This is a genomic window from Micromonospora sp. NPDC048999 (assembly GCF_040649295.1).
In the GTDB taxonomy this organism is placed as follows: domain Bacteria; phylum Actinomycetota; class Actinomycetes; order Mycobacteriales; family Micromonosporaceae; genus Micromonospora.
This window is the reverse complement of the sequence record NZ_JBEZFI010000001.1, coordinates 776539-799365: the sequence shown is the minus strand read 5'-3', so window position 1 is coordinate 799365 and position 22827 is coordinate 776539. Positions and strand designations below refer to the sequence as shown.

Sequence of the window (22827 nt, the reverse complement as noted above, 5' to 3'; positions counted from 1 at the left end):
CGGTTGCTGCCCGCCGGTCGTGGGCCGAGGCACCGACGACCTGACGGCTGACGCGACGGCGGCGGGCGAAGGAGGAACCATGACCCGCCCGGGGCTGCCCAAGCTGATCGCCACCGACCTCGACGGCACGCTCGTCCGCAGCGACGAGACCGTCTCGGCGTACACCCACCAGGTGCTTGACCGGGTGCGGGCCGCGGGGATCCCGGTGGTCGGCGCGACCGGCCGCGGACCGCGCCTGACCGAACTGACCCGCAACGACATCCGCGCCGCCGACTTCCTGGTGATGGCCGGCGGGGGACGGGTGGTCGACCAGAGCGACCCCGAGGGGCCGCTGGTGCTGCGCGACGAGCGGCTCTCCGGCGAGGTGCTCGCCGGGCTGCTCGTCGACCTGGAAGCCGCCGTCGGCCCGCTGACCGTGATGGTGGAGGCGTCCGACGAGCACGACGCGCCGCTCTGGGGCGACTTCCACGCGAGCTGGCCGTACCAGGACCGGTTCGAGGCGCGCACCCGCGCGGAATGCCTCTCCGGCGACGTGATCAAGGCGTTCGCCCGGACCGCCGACCACCACGTGGACGAGCTGCTGGCGGTGGCTCGCCAGATCGTCCCGCCGGCGCTGGCCACGCTCACCCAGGCCGGGCTCGGCTTCATCGAGATCTGCCCGCCGGGGGTGGACAAGTCCACCGGGCTGAGCGTGGTGGCCGAGCGGCTCGGCGTCGACCCCGCGGAGGTCCTGGTCTTCGGGGACCAGCCCAACGACCTGCCGATGTTCGGCTGGGCCGGCTGGTCCCGGGTGGCGGTCGCCAACGCCCACCCGGAGGTCCGCGCGGCGGCCGACGAGATCACCCTGCGCAACGACGACGACGGAGTAGCGATCTACCTGGATCGACTACTCTCCCGGTGATGGGAGAGGCACCTCGGCTGGTCGCCACCGACATCGACGGCACGCTGCTCCGCGACGACCGGACGATCAGCCCGCGCACCGCCGGGGTGCTGGCCCGGATCGCCGCGGCGGGCACGCCGGTCGTGCTGGTCACCGGCCGTCCCATCCGCTGGCTCCAACTCGTGTACGACCAGCTCGCCGAGCCGCTGCCGGCTATCTGCGCCAACGGGGCGGTGGTGTACGACCCGGGCGCTGACGAGGTGCTCCGCGCCGACCCGCTCGCTCCCGAACTGCTCGCCGAGGTGGCCCGGCGGCTACGCGCCCAGGTGCCCGGGATCAGCTTCGCGGTGGAGATCGTGAACAGCCGGCAGATGCGGCACGAGGCGCACTACCCACTGCGCTGGGACGCCGACACCGACGCGATCCGGGCCATCGAGTCGCCGGAGGAGCTGCTGGCCGTCCCGGCGGTGAAGCTGCTGGCCCGGGCCGGCGAGCAGGACCCGGACGTGTTCGTACGGGTGGTGGCCGGGGCGCTGGCGGGGCTGGCCGAGGCGACCCACTCGTCGTACAGCGGGCTGGTGGAGATCTCCGCCTCGGGCGTGACCAAGGCGGCGGGCCTGGCCTGGTACGCCGCCCGGTTCGGGATCGACGAGCGGGAGGTGCTGGCGTTCGGAGACATGCCGAACGATGTGCCGATGCTGGCCTGGGCCGGGCGGGCGGTGGCGGTCGCCAACGCTCACCCGGCCGTGCTGGAGATCGCCGACGAGGTGACCGGGTCGAACGCCGAGGACGGCGTGGCGGCGTACCTGGAGCAGGTCTTCGGGGTGGGCTGAGCCCGGGCCGTCAGAGGTACTGGCCCGGGGCGTGTCCCTCGTTGGTCGGCGGCATGCCCGGCATGCCGGGGGCTATCCCGCCGGGGCCGCTGGGCAGCGCGGCCCGGCCGGAGCGCATCTGCTCGAGCTGCACCCGGGCGGCCATCTGCTGGGCGACCAGGGCGGCCTGGATGCCGTGGAACAGCCCCTCCAGCCAGCCGACCAACTGGGCGTGGGCGATCCGCAGCTCGCTCTCGCTGGGTGCCTTGTCCTCCGCGAAGGGCAGCGAGATCCGTTCCAGCTCCTCGCGCAGCTCGGGGGCGAGGCCCTCCTTCAGCTCGACGATCGACCGCTCGTGGATCTCTCGCATCCGGTGCCGGCTGGCGTCGTCGAGGGGGGCCGCCTTGACCTCCTCCAGCAGCTGCTTGATCATGCTGCCGATCCGCATCACCTTGGCCGGCTGCTCCACCAGGCGGGTCGGGTCCTCGCCCTGCCCCTCCTCGGTCTGCATCGTGCCGACCGGTCGACCATCCGGCCCGACCACCACCACCGTGCCGGGGATGCCGTCGTTGTCGTGTTCGTCGTTGTGTCCGGCGGAGTGCGCTTCGGTCATGGCACCCATCTTTACCCAGCCGCCGCCCGTCGCACGAGTCGGGACCGGCTCCGGGGCCCGAACCACCCGGCCGGGCGCGCTACCGTCGCCGCCATGTCCACAGACCCGCGCGCCGTCCTGACCCGACCGGCCCCACCGCCGGACGTCACGGTCGCCTACGGTGACCATCCGGAGCAGCTTGCCGACCTGCGCCGACCGGCCGGCGGTGGTCCGGCCCGACGGTTGGTGATCGTGGTGCACGGCGGCTTCTGGCGCGCCGAGTACGACCGCACCCACACCGGCCCGATGGCCGCCGCGCTGGCGGCGCTCGGTCATCCGGTCGCCCAGGTCGAGTACCGGCGCACCGGCCAGCCCGGCGGGGGATGGCCGAACACCCTCACCGACGTGCTGGCCGGGGTCGCCGCGCTCCCCGGGCTGGCCGCCGCCGCGCTCCCCGGGCTGGTGGCACCGGCGCCGCCGATCCTGGTCGGGCACTCCGCCGGTGGGCACCTGGCGCTGCACGTGGCCGCGAACGCCCCGGCCACGGTCGGCGGCGTGCTCGCGCTGGCGCCGGTCGCGGACCTCGCCGAGGCGTACCGGCTGGACCTGGACGGGGGCGCGGTCGCCGCGCTGCTCGGCGGCGGCCCGGCCGAGGTCCCCGAGCGGTACGCGACCGCCGACCCATCCGCTTCGGTGGCGATTCGGGCACGGACAGTGGTTATTCATGGTGCCCTCGATCGCCAGGTGCCGGTTTCGATGAGCCGCTCCTGGGTTGCCGCCGCCCAAGCCGCCGGCACCCCCGCCACCCTGATTGAGCTGCCCGAATGCGAGCACTTCGGCCTTATTGCCCCCGACTCGGCGGCTTGGCCCCGGGTGGTCGATGCGTTGCGGTTCCTGCACGATGATCTTCCGGCCATTGACGCACGTTCGCCAAGCAGGTAGAACGCCGGAGGGGCGTGCGCCCTGTCAGCCCTTTCCGGGAAGGAAGTCGGTGTCGCAGATGAACCGCAGGCGGGCTCTTCAACTGCTGGCCGCGTTGGGTGCCACCGGGCTGGCGGCGGGCTGCGGCTCCGACTCCGAGGGCGACGCGCCCGGCAGCCTGGTCAAGATCGGGCTCATCGTGCCGGGCAGCGGCCCGAACAAGGCCATCGGCGAAGAGATCGCCAACGGGTTCCAGCTCTTCCTCAGCCTCAACGACCAGCAACTCGGCGGACACCCGGTGACCCTGGTGACGGCCGAGGAGGGCGACAGCGCCAAGACCGGCCAGGCGGCCGTCGACAAACTGCTCAAGGAGGGCGTGCTCGCGCTCACCGGCGTGGTCAGCCCCACCGTCATGTTCGGCATCCGGGACGCCGTCGAGCAGGCCCGGGTGCCGCTGGTCGGCTCCAACGCCTCCCCGATCAGCCTGCAGAGCGTCGTCTACATCTGGCGCACGTCGTACGTGCTCAGCGAGCCGGGCGAGGCGATCGGCCAGTACCTGCGTCAGACGCTCAAGGACACGTCCAGCCGGATCACCGTCTTCGCTCCGAAGACCACGAGCAGCCGGGACATCATCGAGGGCTTCCGGCGGGGCTACGAGCAGAGCGGCCGCCGGGTCAACGATTTTGTCTACACTCCCGACCTGTCCAACCCGGGCAAGGGCGCATACTCCAGCGCCATCCGCAAGGCACTGCCTCGCAGGCCGCAGGCGGTCTTCTGCCACTACACCGGCGCGGCCGCGACGAGCTTCATCAAGCAGCTCTACGACGAGGGCTACCGGGGCCCGATCTACGCGCCCGGCTTCCTCACCGAGGGCTCCGTGCTGAGCCAGCTCGACGACGGTGAGGGCGGTGAGCTGCGGACGCGGATCGAGAAGTACGGCATCCACACCGCCCTGAACTACTCGGCCGACCTCAACAACAGCGCCAACCGGGTGTTCGCCTCGGCGTACCGGAAGACGCACAACGCCACTCCGACCACCTACGCGATGGCCTCGTACGATGCCGCGCAGGTGTTGGACAAGGCGATCCGGCTGGTCGGGGCGAACCCGACCCCGCAGCTGGTCAACCTGGCGCTCGGCAAGATCGGCCAGATCGACAGCCCGCGCGGGCCCTGGCAGTTCAACCAGCCGCGTACCCCGCAGCAGAAGTGGTACCTACGCCGGGTCCAGCGCGACGGCCGGCTGCTGTCGAACGTCGTGGTCTCCGAGTTGGCCACGCTGGGCTGACCCCGTCCGTACACCGCACGGGGCGGCCTCCTTTGTGAGAAGGCCGCCCACGCGGCGTGCTCGGCACGGGATACCCGTCAGTGCCGCAGCTCGGCGATGCAGCACTTCACGCTGCCGCCGCCCTTTTTCAGCTCGGCCAGCTCGACCGGAACCGGGTTGTACCCGACCGCCTTGAGCTTGCCGGCCAGCCGGGTCGCCTCGGTGTTCAGCACGACGTTGAGCCCGTCGCTGACCAGGTTCAGGCCGAAGGTCAGGGCGTCCTCGTCGTCGGCGATCACCGCGTTCGGGAAGAGCTGGGCGAGGATCTTCTGGCTGGCCGCCGAGAAGGCGCCCGGGTAGTAGACGACGTTCTCGTCGTCGATCGATGCGAGCGCCACGTCCAGGTGGTAGAAGCGCGGGTCCACCAGACGCAGCGAGACCACGGGGCGGCCGAGCGCCTCCTGCGCCTCGGCGTGCGCCGCCAGCTCGGTGCGGAAGCCGTAGCCGGCGAGGATCAGGCCGCCGTGCGCGTCCGGCAGGTACGCGAAGTCGCCCTCGCCTTCGTTGATCACGCTCGGCGCGACGAACCGCCAGTCGTTCTCCTCGTAGAAGGCGCGGTGCGCGGCGGCCTCGGCGGTCCGCTGTTCGTACTTGAACTGGGCGCCGTAGACCGTGCCGTCCACCACGAAGGCGCCGTTGGCCGCGAAGACCATGTCCGGCAGGCCCCGCTCGGGGGTGAGCAGGTGCACCTCGTGGCCGAGGCCGACGAGGGTCTCCCGCAGGCGGTCCCACTGCTTGACCGCCAGCTCCGCGTCGACCGGCGCGGTCACGTCCATCCACGGATTGATGGCGTACTCGACCGTGAAGTGGTCGGGGGAGCACATGAGATATGTCCGCTTTCGCGGGACTCGCTGCTGGTTCACGATCACCAAGAGTAGGTACGGTACAACTTTGGTAACAGCCACAACCATTGCTTGCCAGAGGCGGAACGTTGCAGATAGACGCGATTGACCAGCGAATCATTGCATTGCTCGTGGCAGACGCCCGTGTTTCGTACGCGGACATCGGCACGCGGGTGTCACTCTCCGCCCCCGCGGTCAAAAGACGCGTCGACCGGCTTCGATCGTCTGGGGTCATCCGGGGATTCACCGCGATCGTCGACCCGGCCGCCGTCGGCTGGACCACCGAGGCCTTCGTCGAGCTCTTCTGCGCCGGCCGGACCACCCCGGCGCAGATCGGGGTCGCCGTACGCCGGCACCCCGAGGTGGTCGGCGCGTACACCGTCTCCGGGGAGGCGGACGCGCTGGTGCACCTGCGGGCCGCCGACATCTCCCACCTCGAGGAGGCGCTGGAGCGGCTCCGGGCCGAGTCCTTCGTCACCTCGTCCCGCAGCACCATTGTCCTCTCCCGGCTGGTCGAATCCCCCGGCGTCGGCCCGTCCGGCCCCTGAACCGCCCAGCCGGTCCCTGACCCCCTGACCTGCCCAGCCGGTCTGAGCTGCCCGGGCGGCGGCCCCGGCCGGGTGCCGCGGGCGGTGCTCGCGACCGGGAACCGGGCCGGGCCGGCCCGCGTCGAAACGGACATGCGACCCGTAACCACCGTCGCCGGGGCGGCCGGCCTGCTCGCCCTGGCCCTGCTGGGCGGCAGCTCCGTCGCGCCGGCAATGTCCGCGCCGAACGCGCCCGTGCCGAACGCGCCCGTGCCGCCGCCACCCGCCGCACTCCGGCTGATCTCGTACGACTCGTGTGCCGAGGCGCTGGCCGGGCTGCGGGCAGCCGCCACCGCCGTCGTCGGCCCGTGGGGCTTCGGGCAGGGCTGGCGGCGCGCCGTCGACTTCGGCGCCGTGCCGGCGGGGGGCGCCGCCGTCACGGGCCGGGAGGACGCCGCGGCACCGGCCTACTCCGGCACGAACAACCACGAGTCGGGCGCCGACGAGCCGGACCTGGTGAAGACCGACGGACGGCGGATCGTCACAGTCACCCGTGGGGTGCTGCGGGTGGTGGATCCGGCGACCCGGCGGGAGAGCGGCCGGCTCGACCTCGCCGGGGCGGGCCGGGACCGGTGGTGGCCCGACGGCGAGTTGCTGCTGCACGGCGACCGGGCGCTGGTGCTGGTTCGGTCCCCCGTGCTGCGAGGGGGCCACGTGCCGGCCGGGCCCGGGGAGGACACCCGGCCCCGGCTGCTCCTGGTCGATTTGGTCGGGCCGCCGAGGATCATCGGGACGTACCGGATCGAGGGCGGTCTGCTCGACGCGCGGCTGACCGGGTCGACCGCCCGGGTCGTCGTCCGCTCGGAGCCGCTGCTCTCCTTCCGGTACGACGAGCGGGCCACCGACGCCGAGCGGACCGCGGCCAACCGCGCGGTGATCGCGAAGGCCGGCCTGGACGCCTGGCTGCCCCGGTACGAGTGGACCGCCGACGGCGTGCGGCACGTCGGCCGGGTCGGCTGCGACCGGCTGAGCCGGCCGGCCAGTTCCACCGGCACGGCCCTGCTGACCGTGCTCACCTTCGATCTCGCCACCGGCCGGCTCGGCGACGGCGACCCGGTCAGCATCGCCTCCGACGCCGACCTCGTGTACGGCACGTCGGGCAGCCTCTATCTGGCCGGCGAGGCCGGACCCGGACCGCGCCGGTGGGATCGGCCGTGGCGGCCCGAGGCGGTGTGGACCGAGATCTACCAGTTCGACACCGGCGGTCCCGGGCACCCCCGCTACGTCGCCACGGGCAGCGTCCCCGGCACACCCGTCAACCAGTACGCCCTCTCCGAGTGGCAGGGGCACCTACGGGTGGCCACGACCCGGGAGACCACTCGGGGTACGACCAGCGAGTCGGCCGTTCACGTGCTCACCCGGCAAGACGACCGGCTGGCCGAGACGGGTGTGGTCACCGGCCTGGGCCGGGGCGAGCGGATCTACTCGGTACGTTTCCTCGGCGGGACCGGCTACGTGGTCACCTTCCGGCAGACCGACCCGTTGTACGCGCTGGACCTGACCGACCCGGCCGCGCCCCGGGTCACCGGCGAGCTGAAGATCAGCGGCTGGTCGTCCTACCTGCACCCGGTTTCCGAGGGTCGGCTGCTCGGGGTCGGGCAGGAGGCCGACGGCCGGGGCCGGGCACTGGGCCTGCAGGTCTCCCTCTTCGACGTCCACGACCCGGCCCGCCCCGCCCGGCTGGCCCGCTACCACCTGCCCGAGAGCATGTCGACGGTCGAGTACGACCCGCACGCCTTCCTGTTCGACCCGACGACCGGGCTGCTGGCGCTGCCGCTGGACAGCGGCGCGATCCGGCTGCTCACCGTCAACGGCGGAAGCATCACCGAGGTGGGCACCGTCAACCACGGGAACGACCCGGCACTCCGGTCCCTGCTGGTCGGTGGGGAGCTCTGGATCGTGTCGGAGGCGGGGCTGCGGGTCACCGATCCGGCCACCGCCCGCACCCTCGGCTGGCTGCCCCTGACCTGACGGACACCTCCCTCCTCCGGCGCGAGTCGGGCTTCCTGCCCGCGGCGGTTGACCTCAACTCGGGTTGAGGTTGTTGGCTGGAGGCCGGTCGTCGGAAGGGGGACACGTGCGCGCTGTGTGGTTACGGGAATTCGGAGGTCCGGAGGTGCTGCTGCCGGGGCCAGCGCCCGATCCGGCTCCCGGGCCCGGGCAGGTGCTGATCGAGGTGGCGCACGCCAACCTCACCTTCGTGGAGACCATGTTCCGGGCCACCGGCTTCGGGCCATTCCCGACCGCGCCGCCGTTGATCCCCGGCAACGGGGTGGGCGGCGTGATCAGCGCCGTCGGCGCGGACGTCGAGCCGGAGCTGGTCGGGCGCCGGGTGGTGAGCGGTACCGGTGGCTCGGGCGGGTACGCCGAGCGGGTGGTCGTCGACCGCGGCGCACCGATCGAGGTCCCGGCGGGGCTGCCGCTGGACGAGGCGGTCGCAATGCTCGCCGACGGTCGTACCGCCACCATGCTGGTACGCGCGGCCGGGCTGCGTCCCGGCGACCGGGTTCTGGTCGAGGCGGCGGCGGGCGGGGTCGGCACCCTGCTGACACAGCTCGCGGCGGCGGTCGGCGCCCAGGTCGTCGCGGCCGCCGGAGGTACGCGGAAGGTGGCGCTACTGCGCGAGCGCGGCCTCGACCCGGTGGTGGACTACCGGCAGCCGGACTGGACCGACCGGGTGCGCGCGGCCACCGGCGGGGTGGACGTGGTCTTCGACGGGGTGGGCGGGCAGGTCGCCCGCGACGCGTTCGACCTGCTCGGCGCGAGTGGACGAATGCTCAGTTTCGGGCTGGCCAGCGGCACCTGGGCGGACCTGTCCGCCGAACTCGCGGCGGCGCGCGGAATCACCCTGCTCCGGCCGTCCGCCGCACCGGCGCAGCTGCGGGCGTTCACCGAACAGGCACTCGCCGAGGCGGCTGCCGGGCGGCTCCGGCCGTTGATCGGACAACGCTTCCCGCTGGAGAAGGCCGCCGACGCGCACGCCGCCATCGAGTCCCGTACCACGGTCGGCAAGACCCTCCTCGACCTCCACTGATTCCCCGACGCGGCCCGGGCGCCGGTTGGGTGGGTGTCAGAGGTACATGCCGGTGCGGTGGTCCGGTTGGGCGCGGGAGGACTGGTCATCGCCGAAGAAGCGCTTACCGCCGAACTCGCCGTGCAGCCGGTCGTCCAGTTCGTCGGCCAGACCGGTCATCACCTGCACGGCGAGCATCAGGTGAGAGGGCTGGAAGTTACGGCCGAAGACCGGGATCGAGGCCCAGACCGTGTCGTCCGCGCAGTAGAGGCGGCCGATCGGCATCCGATTGGTCAACTCGGAGAGCTTCACGTAGAGGCGCTCGGTCGGCTCGATCTCGGTGAGCACCGGGGAGAAGACGTCAACCAGGGGCGGATTGTCGCGTACCCGGACGAAGACCATCGCCGAGCCGGCGCGGATGTTGATGTCGCCGTCCGAGTCGACCTGCAGCTGGTCCGACTTGGCCCTGAGCATGGTGGAGACGACGGTACGCACCCGTTCCGCCAACGCGAGCACGTCGTCGTCGCCAGCGTTGCCGCGTGCGGCAACGGCCAGCGCCTCGTCCAGCTCGGCCGACACGTCCCGGTCCGGGCCGAACTCGCTGCGGGCGGTGCCCAGCGGTTCCACCGGCAGCGGCTCACCTTCGGCATCCTGCGCGAGGTAGACCAGGAAGGCGGGGTGGGGAGCGCCGTAGACATCCCGGAGGGTCCGGGACAGCACGGCCGCCAGCCGGCTCGCCTCCGCGACCGTGCAGTCCAGGCCGAACTGGTCGCCGGAACCCTCCACCACCCCGGGCGGGGACCAGCCGAGCGCGATCATGTCGGCCACCGCGGCCCGGTCCAGCCGGTAGCCCGGGGGCAGCATGGCGTTGCCGACCGCCCGCGCCGACAGCCGGCCCACCTCGACGACATCGGCGCCGATCGAATAGACGGCGTCGCCGGTGCCGGAGGCGGTGGGGTCGAGGGTCAACTCCAGGTGCGCGCCGGCGGGCAGGACGCGCAGCCGGTCGGCCAGCGCCTTCGCGAAGTCCCGCCAGGCCTCGGTCACCTTGGCCCGAAGGTCGGCCGTGGTCGGCTCGTCCAGCAGGATCGACTCGTACTGCTCCGACGTTGCGCCGGCGGGCTCGTCGACCGGCGTCGAGGGGGGTTCTGCCGTCATGATCGCCTCCGTCCGTCACCGCCACCCTACCCACGGGCCGTGACAGACGAATCACGCCGGACCGGGATCGGACACCCCCGCCCGGGCGAGCTACCCGGTCGGCCCGGTCCCGTCCAGCTCGACCGGCCAGGTGCCGGCCAGCTCGCTGAGCCGGGCGGCCGTCGCGGCCTGGTCGGCCCCCCGCCCCACGGCCACCCCCAACAGGTACGCGGTGACCGGCGCGCCCGGGCGCAGCACCTGATGGGCCACGTCCTTCGCCAGGTCGAGCACGACCGGCACCGACACCTCGCCCGGGTCTATCCCCAGCTCGGCGCAGGCCGCCGTGACCCAGTCGTCCATCACCGTCATCGTGTCCACTCCTCGGCCCGGCGTACGTCCTCGTCAGTGTCGCAGTCGAACCAGGGCGGCGGCCCGAACCCGGACCACGTGACCTCCCGTACGTCCGCCCCGGCCAGCAGCCCGCGCACCGGGGCCCCGTCGACCGTGCCGCCCCGCTCGACCGCCAGCCGGTCGACCGCGGCCCGCAGCGCGGCCGCCCGCCACACCCCGCAGAGCTGCTGCCTGCGGCCGTCACCGTCCACGTAGCAGGCAACGTCGGCGCCCGACCCCTCCAGCACGCGCCGCAGGTCGGTCACCGCCGCCGGGGTCAGCAGCGGCAGATCCGCGGCGAGCAGGGCGATGGTGGTCGTGCCGGGGCCGAGGCGGGCCAGCCCCGCGGCGGTGGCGGCGACCGGGCCACCGCCGGGCGGTGCCTCGCGGGTCACCCGTACGCCGGCGGGTAGCGGGCCGGCGGGGCCGACCACGATCCGCGGCGCGGCGTCGACGACCGCAGCCAGCACCCGGTGCAGCATCGACCGGCCGCCGACCGGCCGCGCAGGCTTGTCCACCCCGCCCATGCGCCGGGCCGCGCCCCCCGAGAGCACCACCGCCGCGTACGCCACCCGGCCACGCTAACCGCCCCGAAAGCCGGCCGGGCAGGGGCCGGCCGGCGCAATGTGCGGCAGGTTGGGGCCTTGCGGGCGCAGGATGCCACAACCTGCCGCAACCTGAGTGGATCATGCGGCGACGCGCGGCCCCGCAGGTGCCGGGCGGGAGCGACGTCGGCGTGCGGGTGGCCGGCCTGGCGAGGCAGGATGGCGGGATGGGACGGGCGACTGACCGGCGTGGCGTGCTCCGGATCGACCTCGACGGGGCGGCCGACGGGCGTAGCCAGGTACGGCGGCCGGACACCCTGGCGGTGGAGGAGCCGCTGGAGATCCGCGTCGGGCCGGCGGGCCCGGGCCGGCGGAAGCCGCTTGCGGTGACCATGCGCACCCCCGGTGACGACCTGGACCTGGCGATCGGGTTCCTGCTCACCGAGGGGCTGATCCGCTCGGCCGACGACGTGCACACCGCGCAGCTCTGCGCCGGCGCGGAAACGCCGAACACCTACAACGTGGTCGACGTGGTGCTGGCACCGGGCGTACCGGAGCCCGCCACCGACCCAGCCCGCAACTTCTACACGACCAGTTCGTGCGGGGTGTGCGGCAAGGCCAGCATCGACGCCGTACGCACCCGGTCGCGGTTCGCCGTGCGGGACGACGCGCTCAGCGTGACCGCGGAGGCGCTGGCCGCCCTTCCGGACCGGCTGCGCGCGGCGCAGCGCGCCTTCGACCGGACCGGCGGCCTGCACGCGGCCGGCCTGTTCACGGCCGACGGTGAGCTGGTGGTGGCGCGCGAGGACGTCGGCCGGCACAACGCGGTGGACAAGGTGGTCGGCTGGGCGGTCCGGGAACGCCGGCTGCCGCTGGCCGGGCACGTGCTGCTGGTCTCCGGCCGGGCCAGCTTCGAGCTGACCCAGAAGGCGTGGATGGCCGGTGTGCCGCTGCTGGCGGCCGTCTCCGCGCCGAGCACCCTCGCGGCCGAGCTTGCCGAGGAGGCCGGGATGACCCTGGTCGGCTTCCTGCGCGGCCGGACGATGAACGTCTACGCGGGCGCGCAGCGGATCAAGGGATAGCTTCCCGGGTCGCGATCGTTGACAGTCGGGCTGGAGGTTTGGCGGCGTGTCGAACAGCTGCGCAGCCACGATCATGGCCGGGCTGGCCGGCGGGGGCGGCGGGGCCGGCGGCGGATCACCTCGGGGGAATCGACCGTGGGCCAGCCGTCCAGCTCGGACGGGGGCAGCCCACGGCGGAGCATGTCGTCCAGGAGCAGCGCGAGCGAATAGTCGGGGTGGGCGGCGAGCACCCGTTCCAGGGCCACCGCGGCCAGGGCACCCTGTCCTGCCCGCCAGGCCGCGAAGGCGAGCAGGCTACCCGGAGCGGCGATCAGCTCCGGCTCGGCCCGGCGCAGCACCTCCGTCCAGAGGCTGATGTCGGTGTCCCGCCCGTCGGTGCGTTCCCAGGCGTGGTCGCGCACCGGAAGGTGGGTGAGGAGCACGGTCAGCCAGGCCACCTCGTCGTCGCCCAGCCGCTCGCCGCGTCGGTGGCGGTGGAATGCGCCGCGCACCGCCGCCACCCCGGCCGAGCGGACTGACCCGCCGACCTGCGCGGTCCCGGCAGCCTTCTCGGTCAGCTCGGCCAAGCGGCGCCGGGCCCGTGCGGTGGCCCGGTGCATGGCGACCCGGATCGGCCCGTCGAGCGGGGACACCTGCGCGGTCAGCGCGGCCCGGTCGGGCAGGGCCACCTGGCCGGCGAAGACGGCCGCCGCGCTGACCTCGCTGGCCTGCGGGTCGTACGCGGTGCCGTCGAGGGGGCAGCACTCCGGCTCGGTGCAGAGGTAGGACCACCACCGCCCGTCGGTGACCCGTAGCGCGTCGAGGACGAGCAGTCCGGACGCGTCCAGGGCCGCACCGACCGCGTCGACCGCTCCGGTCACCCGGGCGGCCGGCCCGTAGCCGATCACGGTGGCGGACTCGGCGTCCTGCCGGGCGACGACCTGCGCCAGATGCCGGGCGGCGGGCCGAGGGTCGGTGCCCGGCTCGGGCAGGTCGCCCCGGGCGGCGAAGACGACCTGGCGGCCGCGCAGCGCCACCACGACCACGCTGTCGGTGGGGTGGAAGCCGAGCAGGTACGGCACGGCGGCGATGAGGTCGGCGGGTGAGCGGACGGCGAGCCGGGGCTGGTCGGTCGGTGTCATGCCGGCAGCGTGCGCCGGCTGCCCTCGGCTCGACAGACCCTGTGGACGACACGCGGTTCGTCCACAGATACGGAGAGTATTGGCGCAGGTGAGCGCCGTACGGTCAGGTGCCGGGACGGCGCACGACCCACGGCGAGCGGCGGGAGCGGATACCTTGCGCTCATGGACCTGGCGTACCTGCGAGCGCACCCGGAGCACCTGCCGACCTTCCTGACCCATCAGCGGATCCGGGAGACGCCGGTTTCCGGCGGGGACAGCTGCGCCGCGTCCCGGCTCACCCTCGACGACGGGCACTCGGTCTTCGCCAAGACCTGGCCCGAGCGCGCGGGGCGGCCAATCCCCGAGGGCTTCTTCGCCGCCGAGGCGGCCGGGCTGCGCTGGCTGCGCGCGGCGGGCACGGTCGCCGTACCGGAGGTGATCGTGGCGCTGCCGGAGCTGCTGGCGCTCGACTGGGTCGACCCCGGCGAGCCGACGCCGGCGGCGGCCGAGCGGTTCGGGCGCGAGCTGGCCGGTCTGCACCGGGCCGGGGCATCGGCGTTCGGCGCCGAGTGGGCCGGATTCATCGGCGCGCTGCCGCAGGACAACACGCCGGACCCGGGCCCGTGGCCGGAGTGGTTCGCTCGTCGGCGGCTGCTGCCGTACCTGCGGATGTCGGTCGACAACGGCGCGCTCGCGAGCGCGGAGGCCGACCTGGTCGAGGAGCTGATCGACCGGATCGGTGAGCTCGGCGGCGACGAGCCGCCGGCCCGGCTCCACGGCGACCTCTGGCCGGGCAACCTGCTCTGGGGGGTCGACGACCGGGTGTGGCTGGTCGATCCGGCCGCGCACGGCGGGCACCGCGAGACGGATCTGGCCCAGCTCGCGCTCTTCGGCGGCCCGCCGCACCTGGACCGGATTCTCGCCGCCTATCACGAGGTGTGGCCGCTGGCGGACGGCTGGCGGGAGCGGGTGCCGCTGCACCAGGTCCAGCTGCTGCTGGTGCACACCGCGCTGTTCGGCGGGGCGTACGCGGACGCGGTGGGCTCCGCGGCCCGCGCGGCGCTCCGGAGTGCCGGACACGCTACGGTCGACGGGTGACCGCCGCCCCGACGACGACCGACGGGGTCCTCGTCGACCGGTACGGCCGCGTCGCCCGGGACCTACGGGTCTCGCTGACCGACCGCTGCAACCTGCGCTGCACCTACTGCATGCCGGCCGAGGGGCTGCCCTGGCTGGCCGGGCCGGAGCTGCTCACGGACGACGAGATCGTCCGGCTGATCCGGGTCGCGGTGCACCGGCTCGGCGTCACCGAGGTCCGTTTCACCGGCGGGGAGCCGCTGATCCGCCCCGGCCTGGTCGGCATCGTGTCGGCGGTGGCCGGGCTGAAGCCCCGGCCCCGGATCTCGCTGACCACCAACGGCCTCGGGCTGGCCCGCCTCGCGCCCGCCCTGCGGGCCGTCGGCCTCGACCGGGTGAACGTGTCGCTGGACACCCTGGACCGGGCCCGGTTCACCGAGCTGACCCGGCGGGACCGGCTGGCTGACGTGCTCGCCGGGCTGGCCGGTGCGGCGGCCGCCGGGCTGGCCCCGGTCAAGGTCAACGCGGTGCTGATGCGCGGGGTCAACGACGACGAGGCACCCGCGCTGCTCCGGTTCGCCCTGGCCCACGGCTACGAGCTGCGCCTCATCGAGCAGATGCCGCTCGACGCCCAGCACGGCTGGGACCGCGCCGCGATGGTCACCGCCGACGAGATCCTCGCCGCCCTGCGCGCCGAGTTCGACCTGAGCGAGGACCCGGCCGAGCGGGGTGCGGCACCGGCCGAGACCTGGCTGGTGGACGACGGCCCGGCCCGGGTCGGGGTGATCGGCAGCGTGACCCGCCCGTTCTGCGGCGACTGCGACCGTACCCGGCTCACCGCCGACGGCCAGGTCCGCACGTGCCTCTTCGCCAACGAGGAGGCCGACCTGCGCGGCGCGCTGCGCGCCGGGGCGGACGACGCCGAGCTGGCCCGGCGCTGGCGTGGCGCGATGTGGGGCAAGCGGGCCGGGCACGGCATCGACGAGCCGGCGTTCCTGCAACCCGCCCGCCCGATGTCAGCGATTGGAGGCTGATCGGTGCAGCTCACCGTCCGCTACTTCGCCGGGGCGCGGGCCGCCGCCGGCCGCACCGAGGAGACCACGTCAGCCGGCCGGTCGCTCGACGAGCTTGTCGACGAGTTGGCCGCGCGGCACGGCGAGCGGCTCTCCGCCGTGCTGACGGCGGCGAGCTTCCTGGTCGACGGGGTGGCCTGCCACGATCGTCGGGTGCTGCTGCCGGCCGGGGCGACCGTTGACGTGCTGCCGCCGTTCGCGGGCGGATGAGGGAGGGTTCCGTGTTGGCGATGGTCACGTTCCTGGGCTTCGCCGTGCTCGTCGTCGCGCTGATCCACCTCTACCTGTGGAAGCGGCTGGTCCGGGACACCACCGGTCCGGGGCGCTGGCGGCGGGTCGGCGGGGTGGTCGCGCTGCTGCTGGCGCTGTTGCTGCCGGTCACTCTGGTGGGCACCCGGTTTGGGATGTTTTGGCTGGCCGGGCCGGGCTACCTCTGGCTGGCCCTGATGTTCTACCTGCTGGTGCTGCTGCTGGTGCTGGAAGTGCCGATGGCGGTGGCGAGGCTGGCGCTGCGCCGGCAGGCCCGGCGCGCCGAGCCCACCACCGCCGCGCCGAAACCGGCCCTCGTCGCAGCGGGCGACTCCGCCGGCGCCGCCGGGTCGCCGGTTGACATCCTGGCCGCCGCGCAACCGGCCGAGAATGCCGCCGCCGCGCAGCCGGCCGAGAACCCCGTCGACCCGCCGGCCGCCACGCGGCCGGAGCACGACCCGTCCCGGCGGCTGCTGCTCGCCCGGGGGGCTGCGATCTTCGCCGGGCTCACCGCCGCCGGGGTCACCGGGTACGGCGTCCGTACCGCGATGGGCCCACCGCAGCTGGACCGGGTGCGTATCCCGCTGGCCAAGCTGCCCCGCAGCATGGACGGGCTGCGGATCGCCACCGTCTCCGACATCCACCTCGGGCCGCTGCGCGGTCGCGCGCACACCGAGCGGATCGTGGCGATGATCAATCGGCTCGACGCCGACCTGGTGGCGGTGGTCGGCGACCTGGTCGACGGCTCGGTGGCCGAGCTGGGCGAGGCGGCGGAACCACTGCGTGATCTGCGGTCCCGGTACGGCAACTTCTTCGTGACCGGCAACCACGAGTACTACTCCGGCGTGGAGGAGTGGGTCCGCGAGGTGGACCGGCTCGGCCTGCGGGTGCTCCAGAACGAGCGCCAGGAGATCCACGCCCGGGGTGGCGTCCTGGACCTGGCCGGGGTGAACGACGTGACCGCTGCCGGCACCGGGCTGGCCGCCCCCGCCGACTACGCCGCCGCCCTCGGCGACCGGGACCCTAGCCGCCCGGTGGTGCTGCTGGCCCACCAGCCGGTGGCCGCCCACGAGGCGGCGAAGTTCGGCGTGGACCTGCAGCTCTCCGGGCACACCCACGGCGGCCAGATGGCACCGTTCAACCTGCTGGTCGGGCTTCAGCAGCCGGTGGTCTCCGGCCTCGGTGAGGTGGACGGCACCAAGGTCTACGTGACCAACGGCGCCGGCTTCTGGGGTCCGCCGGTCCGGGTCGGCGCGCCGCCGCAGGTGACTCTGGTCGAGCTGCGCGCCGCATAGCGCGGACGGGTCGCGCAGTCCAGCACCGGATTGCTCAGGTCACGAGTACGCGTGGCGGCGGGCGGGCGGGGGATCGGGCATGACAGGATGCGGCGTGCCTCCGTTCAGCGCAGCACCCCCCGGTGGCCTTTCGCCGTTCGTCGCGGATCTGCACATCCACTCGAAGTACTCGCGCGCGTGCAGCCGCGATCTGACCCTGCCGAACCTGGCTCGGTGGGCCCGGCGCAAGGGCCTCGGCGTGCTCGGCACCGGCGACTTCACCCATCCCGCCTGGTACGACCACCTGCGCGAGACGCTGCACCCGGCCGAGCCTGGCCTGTTCCGGCTCAGCCCCGAGGCGGAGCGGGACGTCGCCCGCCAGCTGCCGCCCCGGCTGGCCGACGCGGCGGAGGCCGACCCGGTCCGATTCCTGCTCAGCGTGGAGATCTCCACGATCTACAAGCGGGACGACCGGACCCGGAAGGTGCACCACCTGATCTACCTGCCGGACCTGGACGCGGCGGCCCGGTTCAACGCGGCACTGGGACGGATCGGCAACCTCGGTTCGGACGGCCGGCCGATCCTGGGGTTGGACTCGCGGGATCTGCTGGAGATCACGCTGGAGGCCAGCCCGGACGGCTATCTGGTGCCGGCGCACATCTGGACGCCCTGGTTCTCGGCGCTGGGTTCGAAGTCCGGCTTCGACGCGATCGCCGACTGCTATGCCGACCTCGCCGAGCACGTCTTCGCGGTGGAGACCGGGCTCTCCTCCGACCCGGCGATGAACTGGCGGGTCGGCAGCCTGGACCGCTACCAGTTGGTGTCCAACTCCGACGCGCACTCCCTGCCGGCCCTGGCCCGCGAGGCCACGGTGTTCAACTCGACGCGCGACTACTTCGCGATCCGCGAGGCGCTGCGGACCGGGGACGGGCTGGCCGGCACCATCGAGTTCTTCCCGGAAGAGGGCAAGTACCACGCCGACGGGCACCGGCTCTGCGGCGTCAACTGGTCGCCGGAGCGGACCCGGGCGGCCGGGGGACGGTGCCCGGAGTGCGGCAAGCCGCTGACGGTGGGCGTACTGAGCCGGATCGAGGAGCTGGCCGACCGGCCCGAGGGGCATCGGCCGGCGCACGCCCGCGAGGTGACCCACCTGGTGCCGCTGGCCGAGATCCTCGGTGAGATCAACAAGGTGGGCGCCCGCTCGAAGAAGGTCGAGGGCAAGCTCAACGAGCTGATCGCGGCGCTCGGCCCGGAGTTGGAGATCCTCACCAGCACCCCGCTGGACGAGATCGGCCGGGTCGGCGGCGAGCTGCTCGCCGAGGGCATCGGCCGGCTGCGCCGGGGCGAGGTGCACCGGATCCCCGGCTACGACGGCGAGTACGGCGTGATCACCCTCTTCGACCCGGCCGAGCTGGGCGGCGGGACATCCGGCGGGCAGGACACGCTCTTCGACGTACCGGTGCCCGCGCAGCGGAAGCCCGCGGCGCCGGCGCGGCCACCGAAGGGCACCCGCCCGGCGGCGGCCAAGGCCGAACCGAAGCGGAAGCCGGCTCCACCGCCTCCGCCTCCGATCGCGCCGGCACCCTCCCCGCACGAGCCGTTCGAGCCGATGCTCGCCGGCATGGAGGAGGTCGGCACCGGCCTCCTGGACCGGCTCGACGCGATGCAGCGGGTGGCCGCCTCCGCGCCGGGCGGCCCGCTGCTCATCGTGGCTGGTCCGGGCACCGGGAAGACCCGGACGCTGACCCACCGGATCGCGTACCTGTGCGCGGAGTTGAACGTCTTCCCGGACCAGTGCCTGGCGATCACCTTCACCCGGCGGGCGGCCGAGGAGCTGCGCCACCGCCTGGACGGGCTGCTCGGTCCGGTGGCCGAGGACGTCACCGTCGGCACGTTTCACTCGCTGGGGCTGACCATCCTGCGGGAAAACGCCGAGGCCGCCGGGCTGCCGGCGGACTTCCGGATCGCCGACGAAGCCGAGCGGGCCGCCGCCCGCGCCGAGGCCGGTGACGACGACGACCGGTACACCGCGCTGCTGCGCAAGCGGGACCTGGTCGACCTGGACGAGCTGCTCACCCTGCCGGTGGCGCTGCTGAAGGCGGACAAGAAGCTCGTCCGCGAGTACCGCGAGCGCTGGAAGTGGATCTTCGTCGACGAATACCAGGACGTCGACGCCGTCCAGTACGAGCTGCTGCGGCTGCTCAGCCCCGCCGACGGCAACCTCTGCGCGATCGGCGACCCCGACCAGGCGATCTACTCGTTCCGGGGCGCCGACGTCGGATACTTCCTGCGCTTCTCCCAGGACTTCACCGACGCCCGGCTGGTCCGGCTGAACCGCAACTACCGCTCCTCTGCCCCGATCCTGGCCGCCGCCGTGCAGGCCATCGCGCCGTCGTCGCTGGTCCGCGGCCGCCGGCTCGACCCGGCCCGGCTCGACCCGGAGGCCCCGCTGGTCGGCCGCTACGCCGCGGCCTCCGTCGCCGACGAGGCCGACTTCGTGGTACGCACCATCGACGAGCTGGTCGGCGGCCTGTCCCACCGCTCGCTCGACTCGGGCCGGATCGACGGCCGGTCCACCTCGCTGTCGTTCTCCGACATAGCGGTTCTCTACCGCACCGACTCCCAGGCCGCTCCGATCCTGGACGCCCTGGCCCGGGGCAACATCCCGGTGCAGAAGCGCTCGCACGACCGGCTGCGCGACCGGCCCGGGGTGCTGGCGATCGCCCGCGAGCTGCGGAATGCCGGGCTCGACGGTTCGTTGACCGCCCGCGTCCGGCTGGCCGGGCAGATCCTGGCGGACCGCTTCGCCGTGCCGACGCTCGACGGCACCGGCTCGGTACGCCCCGAGGACGTGCGTACCGCGGTGGACCTGCTCACGCCGCTGGCTCGCCGCTGCGGCGACGATCTCGGGCTCTTCCTCTCCCAGCTCGCCACCGGGGCGGAGGTGGACGCCCTGGACCCGCGGGCCGAGGCGGTCACCCTGCTCACCCTGCACGCGGCCAAGGGGCTGGAGTTCCCGGTCGTGTTTCTGGTCGGCGCGGAGGACGGCCTGCTGCCGCTGCGCTGGCCGGGGGCGGAGCCGGACGACGACGCGGTCGCCGAGGAGCGGCGACTCTTCTTCGTCGGCCTGACCCGGGCCCAGGACCGGCTGTACGTCAGCGACGCCGCCCGGCGCAGCCGGCACGGCGCGGAACGCGACTGCCGTCCGTCCCCGTTCCTCGACGTCATCGACCCGGGACTGTTCGAGCGCTTCGGCGAAGCCGCACCCCGCCGCCCCAAGGACCGCCAACTCCGCCTGCTCTGACCGGGTGTCCCGGGCGAGTGGGCGGAGAGCACCGTGGTCACCCGGAGGCGAGCAGGATCGCCAGCCAGGCACCGGCCAGGATCGCCGGGCCGAACGGGAGCGCGGTGTCCCGGCGTACCTTGCGGGCAGCCAGGAGAGCGAGCACCACGACTCCGTTGAGCAGGTGCGGCAGGAGCAGGCCGAGCGCCAGGGCCGGCCAGCCCAACCAGCCGAGCGGCAGGCCCAGCGCGGCGGCGAGCTTGACGTCGCCGAAGCCGAGCCGGGAACCGGGCAGGAGCGCGAGCAGCACATACCCGGCGAAGGAGGTGGCCGCACCGGCCAGAGCGGGGAGCAGGCGGTCCACGTTGCCGCCGGCCAGGGCGGCGCCGGCAAGGCCGAGCCCGCCCGCGACCGCAGCAAGGGCCACCAACCGGTCAGGCAGCCGAAGGCAGGCCAGATCCACCAGGGCGAGTACCAGTCCGACCGCGCCCACCAGCAACAGCGCCGGCAGTTCGGGCGCCGCTCCCCGCGCGGCGGCCAATCCGCCGAACACCACCGCGCCCGCCACGATCACTCCGAGCCGCGCGACGGGTCGGACTGCGACCTGTCGACCAGATGCCGACCGGGGAAACGGAGCAGACGCCGACCCGGCGAAGCGATGGGCGAGCGGGCCGGCGGCCCAACCGGCCAGCGCGCCGAGCAGCGCGGCAACGGCGACCAACCCGGCGGACACGCGCCCGGATGTTACCGGCGGGCCGCCACCGGGGCTGCCCCGTCGACCCGGCCGGCCGCCGCCTTGCGGGGCCGCTCGGTGCTCACCACCACCGCCACCCCGGCGACGATCACCGCGCCGCCGAGCAGCACCTGGTGGGTGACCGGCTCCGCAGCGAGCGCCGCGCCGAGCGCCACCGCGACCACCGGGTTCACGTACGCGTAGGTGGAGACCAGGGAGATCGGGGCGTGGTGCAGCAGCCAGACGTACGCCGTGAAGGCGACCAGCGAGCCGGCCACCATCAGGTACGCCAGCGCCGCCCACGAACGACCGGTCACCTCGGCGGGCGAGAAGTCGCGCAGCTCGCCGCGAGCGCCGGCGAGCACGGCGAGCGCCAGCGCGCCGGCCACCATCTCGTAGACGGTGGCCACGAACGGATCGGCCGGCATCCGGATGCGCCCGGAGAGGAAAGAGCCGATCGACCAGGAGGCAGCCCCGGCGACCACGGTGAGCGCGCCGGCCACCGGCACGCTTCCCGGCCCGTCGACGGGGAGCACGAGCAGCACGAGGCCAAGGAAGCCGAGGGTCACCCCGGCGAAGGTCCACGGCCGGGGCCGGTCGCCGCCGAGCGTACGTAGCAGCACGACCAGCAGCGGGACGGTGGCCACCAGCAGCGCGGCGATGCCGGAGGGCAGCGCCACGCCGGCCTGGCCGGACTCGGCGAGCACCACGAGACCGTTGCCGCCGGCGAGCAGCAGCACGCCGACCAGCCCGGCGGACCCGAGCTGCCGCCGGTCGACGCGGAGCGCGCCCGGTCCCCGGCGGAACCGCAGCACCAGGGCGAGGACTCCGGCGGCGGCGGCGAACCGCAACGCCGCGGAGGTGAGCGGCGGCAGCGACTCGACCGCGACCCGGATGCCCAGGTAGGTCGAGCCCCAGAGCACATAGACGAGGACCAGCGCGGTCCAGAGCAGCGCGGGACGGGCGGCCGACGGCTCCAGGTCGCTGCGCGGCGTCAGACGCGCCGAGCTGGAGTTGTCGTTGGGGGCGTGGGCGACGGCTGGCGTCGCACTCAGGGGACGGGAGCGCATCGGTCAACCACGCTACGGTGATCACGGCGTCGGCGTCCCCCATTGGTGGCCGACCTCTCGGCAATGGCGTACCCAGGAGGACGTTCATGGCGAATTTCGGACCACCGGGCGACGGTTCACCGGAGCCGTGGGGTGGACGGCGACCGGAGGACGGCTACGGCCCCGACCCGCGCTACGGCCCCGGGTACGCCGCCCAGCCCCGCGGCTGGGGCGAGCCACCGGCCACCCCGTACGAGCCGCCCGTTTCCTGGAACGGTGGGCAGCCGGACGCCCCCGCGCCGCACCAGGGATACCCGGCGGCAGATCTCGGATACGGCGTCCAGCCGCCGTACGCCGAGCCGAGCCCGCCGAAGCGCGGCAAGGGGCCGCTGGTCGCGGCGCTGGCGGTGCTGGTGCTGCTCGGGCTCGGCGGCGCCGGGGCGTTCTGGTTCTTCGGTCGGGACGAGCCGGCCCCGGCTGGCGGCACCGGCGTGCCGGCCCCGTCGAGCAGCGACCCGAGCCGGCCGGCGAGCAAGCCGACCGGACCGGTCACCGCGGAGCCGGCCCCGACGTCCTCGACCGATGCCCGCTTCGTGAAGGCGGGGCAGTGCCTACGCAACGAGGGGGCGGCCGACCAGCCGAAGCTGGTGATCAGCGAGTGCGGCGCCAAGACGTACCAGGTGCTGCGCCGGATCGACGGTGCGACCAGCGGCAAGAAGGACGCCGAGGCGAAGTGTGCCAAGGTCGACGGCTACACCGACTGGTACTTCTTCGACAGCGAGTTGGACTCGCTCGACTTCGTGCTCTGCCTCAAGCGGCGCTGACCCGATAACCGAAACTAGGGCTGTCTAGCGTCCAGGCTAG

General features: G+C 73.8%; 22 protein-coding genes. 14 read left to right on the top strand and 8 right to left on the bottom strand.

Going from position 1 to position 22827, the window contains the following annotated elements; translation table 11 throughout:
- Positions 1 to 79: 79 nt before the first annotated feature.
- Complete coding sequence (locus AB0C02_RS03855; RefSeq protein WP_357540763.1) at positions 80 to 901, top strand: HAD-IIB family hydrolase; 822 nt, start codon at positions 80 to 82, stop codon at positions 899 to 901.
- Entirely contained in the window at positions 901 to 1713 is an 813-nt protein-coding gene (locus tag AB0C02_RS03850) for an HAD family hydrolase (RefSeq protein ID WP_357540761.1), read from the top strand. Before AB0C02_RS03855 ends, AB0C02_RS03850 begins: the two co-directional genes overlap by 1 nt.
- 10 nt (positions 1714 to 1723) lie before the next feature.
- Here AB0C02_RS03850 and AB0C02_RS03845 read toward each other — a convergent pair whose 3' ends face one another.
- Complete coding sequence (locus AB0C02_RS03845; RefSeq protein WP_357540759.1) at positions 1724 to 2314, bottom strand: bacterial proteasome activator family protein; 591 nt, start codon at positions 2312 to 2314, stop codon at positions 1724 to 1726.
- Between the two features lie 84 nt (positions 2315 to 2398).
- On the opposite strand from AB0C02_RS03845, the gene AB0C02_RS03840 reads away from it, so the two are divergent.
- Entirely contained in the window at positions 2399 to 3226 is an 828-nt protein-coding gene (locus AB0C02_RS03840) for an alpha/beta hydrolase (protein ID WP_357540757.1), read from the top strand.
- A gap of 49 nt (positions 3227 to 3275) precedes the next feature.
- Positions 3276 to 4490, top strand: a complete 1215-nt coding sequence (locus AB0C02_RS03835; RefSeq protein WP_357540755.1) for an ABC transporter substrate-binding protein — start codon at positions 3276 to 3278, stop codon at positions 4488 to 4490.
- A gap of 77 nt (positions 4491 to 4567) precedes the next feature.
- Here AB0C02_RS03835 and ddaH read toward each other — a convergent pair whose 3' ends face one another.
- Positions 4568 to 5401, bottom strand: a complete 834-nt coding sequence (ddaH, locus tag AB0C02_RS03830) for a dimethylargininase (RefSeq protein WP_357540753.1) — start codon at positions 5399 to 5401, stop codon at positions 4568 to 4570.
- Between the two features lie 59 nt (positions 5402 to 5460).
- Here ddaH and AB0C02_RS03825 point away from each other — a divergent pair, with 59 nt between their 5' ends.
- The 3 genes from AB0C02_RS03825 to AB0C02_RS03815 all read left to right on the top strand — a co-directional run bounded on the left by AB0C02_RS03825 (position 5461) and on the right by AB0C02_RS03815 (position 8992).
- Complete coding sequence (locus AB0C02_RS03825; RefSeq protein ID WP_357540751.1) at positions 5461 to 5919, top strand: Lrp/AsnC family transcriptional regulator; 459 nt, start codon at positions 5461 to 5463, stop codon at positions 5917 to 5919.
- A gap of 132 nt (positions 5920 to 6051) precedes the next feature.
- A complete protein-coding gene (locus tag AB0C02_RS03820) occupies positions 6052 to 7929 on the top strand; it encodes a beta-propeller domain-containing protein (protein WP_357540749.1) in 1878 nt (625 codons plus the stop codon).
- Between the two features lie 145 nt (positions 7930 to 8074).
- Positions 8075 to 8992: a zinc-binding dehydrogenase gene (locus AB0C02_RS03815; protein WP_357540747.1), complete on the top strand. Its 918-nt coding sequence runs from the start codon at positions 8075 to 8077 to the stop codon at positions 8990 to 8992.
- Positions 8993 to 9028: 36 nt separating this feature from the next.
- On the opposite strand, the gene AB0C02_RS03810 is transcribed toward AB0C02_RS03815, so the two are convergent.
- From AB0C02_RS03810 to AB0C02_RS03800, 3 genes are all read right to left on the bottom strand, one after another.
- Positions 9029 to 10129 (bottom strand): hypothetical protein, encoded by a 1101-nt coding sequence (locus AB0C02_RS03810; RefSeq protein WP_357540745.1) that lies wholly within the window; start codon positions 10127 to 10129, stop codon positions 9029 to 9031.
- A gap of 90 nt (positions 10130 to 10219) precedes the next feature.
- Complete coding sequence (locus AB0C02_RS03805; RefSeq protein WP_357540744.1) at positions 10220 to 10477, bottom strand: DUF6457 domain-containing protein; 258 nt, start codon at positions 10475 to 10477, stop codon at positions 10220 to 10222.
- Positions 10474 to 11070 (bottom strand): NTP transferase domain-containing protein, encoded by a 597-nt coding sequence (locus AB0C02_RS03800; protein WP_357540742.1) that lies wholly within the window; start codon positions 11068 to 11070, stop codon positions 10474 to 10476. Before AB0C02_RS03800 ends, AB0C02_RS03805 begins: the two co-directional genes overlap by 4 nt.
- Positions 11071 to 11270: 200 nt before the next feature.
- Here AB0C02_RS03800 and fdhD point away from each other — a divergent pair, with 200 nt between their 5' ends.
- Entirely contained in the window at positions 11271 to 12125 is an 855-nt protein-coding gene (gene fdhD, locus AB0C02_RS03795; protein WP_357540740.1) for a formate dehydrogenase accessory sulfurtransferase FdhD, read from the top strand.
- Between the two features lie 71 nt (positions 12126 to 12196).
- Here fdhD and AB0C02_RS03790 read toward each other — a convergent pair whose 3' ends face one another.
- The gene (locus AB0C02_RS03790; protein WP_357540738.1) at positions 12197 to 13246 is read right to left on the bottom strand and encodes a DUF4192 domain-containing protein; all 1050 of its coding nucleotides are present in this window, start codon (positions 13244 to 13246) and stop codon (positions 12197 to 12199) included.
- A gap of 162 nt (positions 13247 to 13408) precedes the next feature.
- Here AB0C02_RS03790 and AB0C02_RS03785 point away from each other — a divergent pair, with 162 nt between their 5' ends.
- From AB0C02_RS03785 to AB0C02_RS03765, 5 genes are all read left to right on the top strand, one after another.
- Positions 13409 to 14323, top strand: coding sequence for a fructosamine kinase family protein (locus AB0C02_RS03785; RefSeq protein ID WP_357540737.1), 915 nt, complete (start codon positions 13409 to 13411; stop codon positions 14321 to 14323).
- Positions 14320 to 15336 (top strand): GTP 3',8-cyclase MoaA, encoded by a 1017-nt coding sequence (gene moaA, locus AB0C02_RS03780; protein WP_357540735.1) that lies wholly within the window; start codon positions 14320 to 14322, stop codon positions 15334 to 15336. The genes AB0C02_RS03785 and moaA overlap by 4 nt, the downstream gene beginning before the upstream one ends.
- 3 nt (positions 15337 to 15339) lie before the next feature.
- On the top strand, positions 15340 to 15585 hold the full coding sequence (locus AB0C02_RS03775) for a MoaD/ThiS family protein (RefSeq protein ID WP_357540733.1): 246 nt from the start codon (positions 15340 to 15342) through the stop codon (positions 15583 to 15585).
- Positions 15586 to 15596: 11 nt separating this feature from the next.
- Entirely contained in the window at positions 15597 to 16919 is a 1323-nt protein-coding gene (locus AB0C02_RS03770; RefSeq protein WP_357540731.1) for a metallophosphoesterase, read from the top strand.
- Positions 16920 to 17013: 94 nt separating this feature from the next.
- A complete protein-coding gene (locus tag AB0C02_RS03765) occupies positions 17014 to 20202 on the top strand; it encodes a UvrD-helicase domain-containing protein (protein ID WP_357540729.1) in 3189 nt (1062 codons plus the stop codon).
- 37 nt (positions 20203 to 20239) lie between these two features.
- Here the strand turns inward: AB0C02_RS03765 and AB0C02_RS03760 are convergent, their stop codons facing one another.
- The gene (locus AB0C02_RS03760) at positions 20240 to 20914 is read right to left on the bottom strand and encodes an A24 family peptidase (protein WP_357540727.1); all 675 of its coding nucleotides are present in this window, start codon (positions 20912 to 20914) and stop codon (positions 20240 to 20242) included.
- 11 nt (positions 20915 to 20925) lie between these two features.
- The gene (locus tag AB0C02_RS03755; RefSeq protein WP_357540725.1) at positions 20926 to 21984 is read right to left on the bottom strand and encodes an EamA family transporter; all 1059 of its coding nucleotides are present in this window, start codon (positions 21982 to 21984) and stop codon (positions 20926 to 20928) included.
- An 86-nt stretch (positions 21985 to 22070) separates the two neighbouring features.
- Here AB0C02_RS03755 and AB0C02_RS03750 point away from each other — a divergent pair, with 86 nt between their 5' ends.
- Positions 22071 to 22787, top strand: a complete 717-nt coding sequence (locus AB0C02_RS03750; RefSeq protein ID WP_357540723.1) for a flagellar basal body protein FliL — start codon at positions 22071 to 22073, stop codon at positions 22785 to 22787.
- Positions 22788 to 22827: the final 40 nt, after the last annotated feature.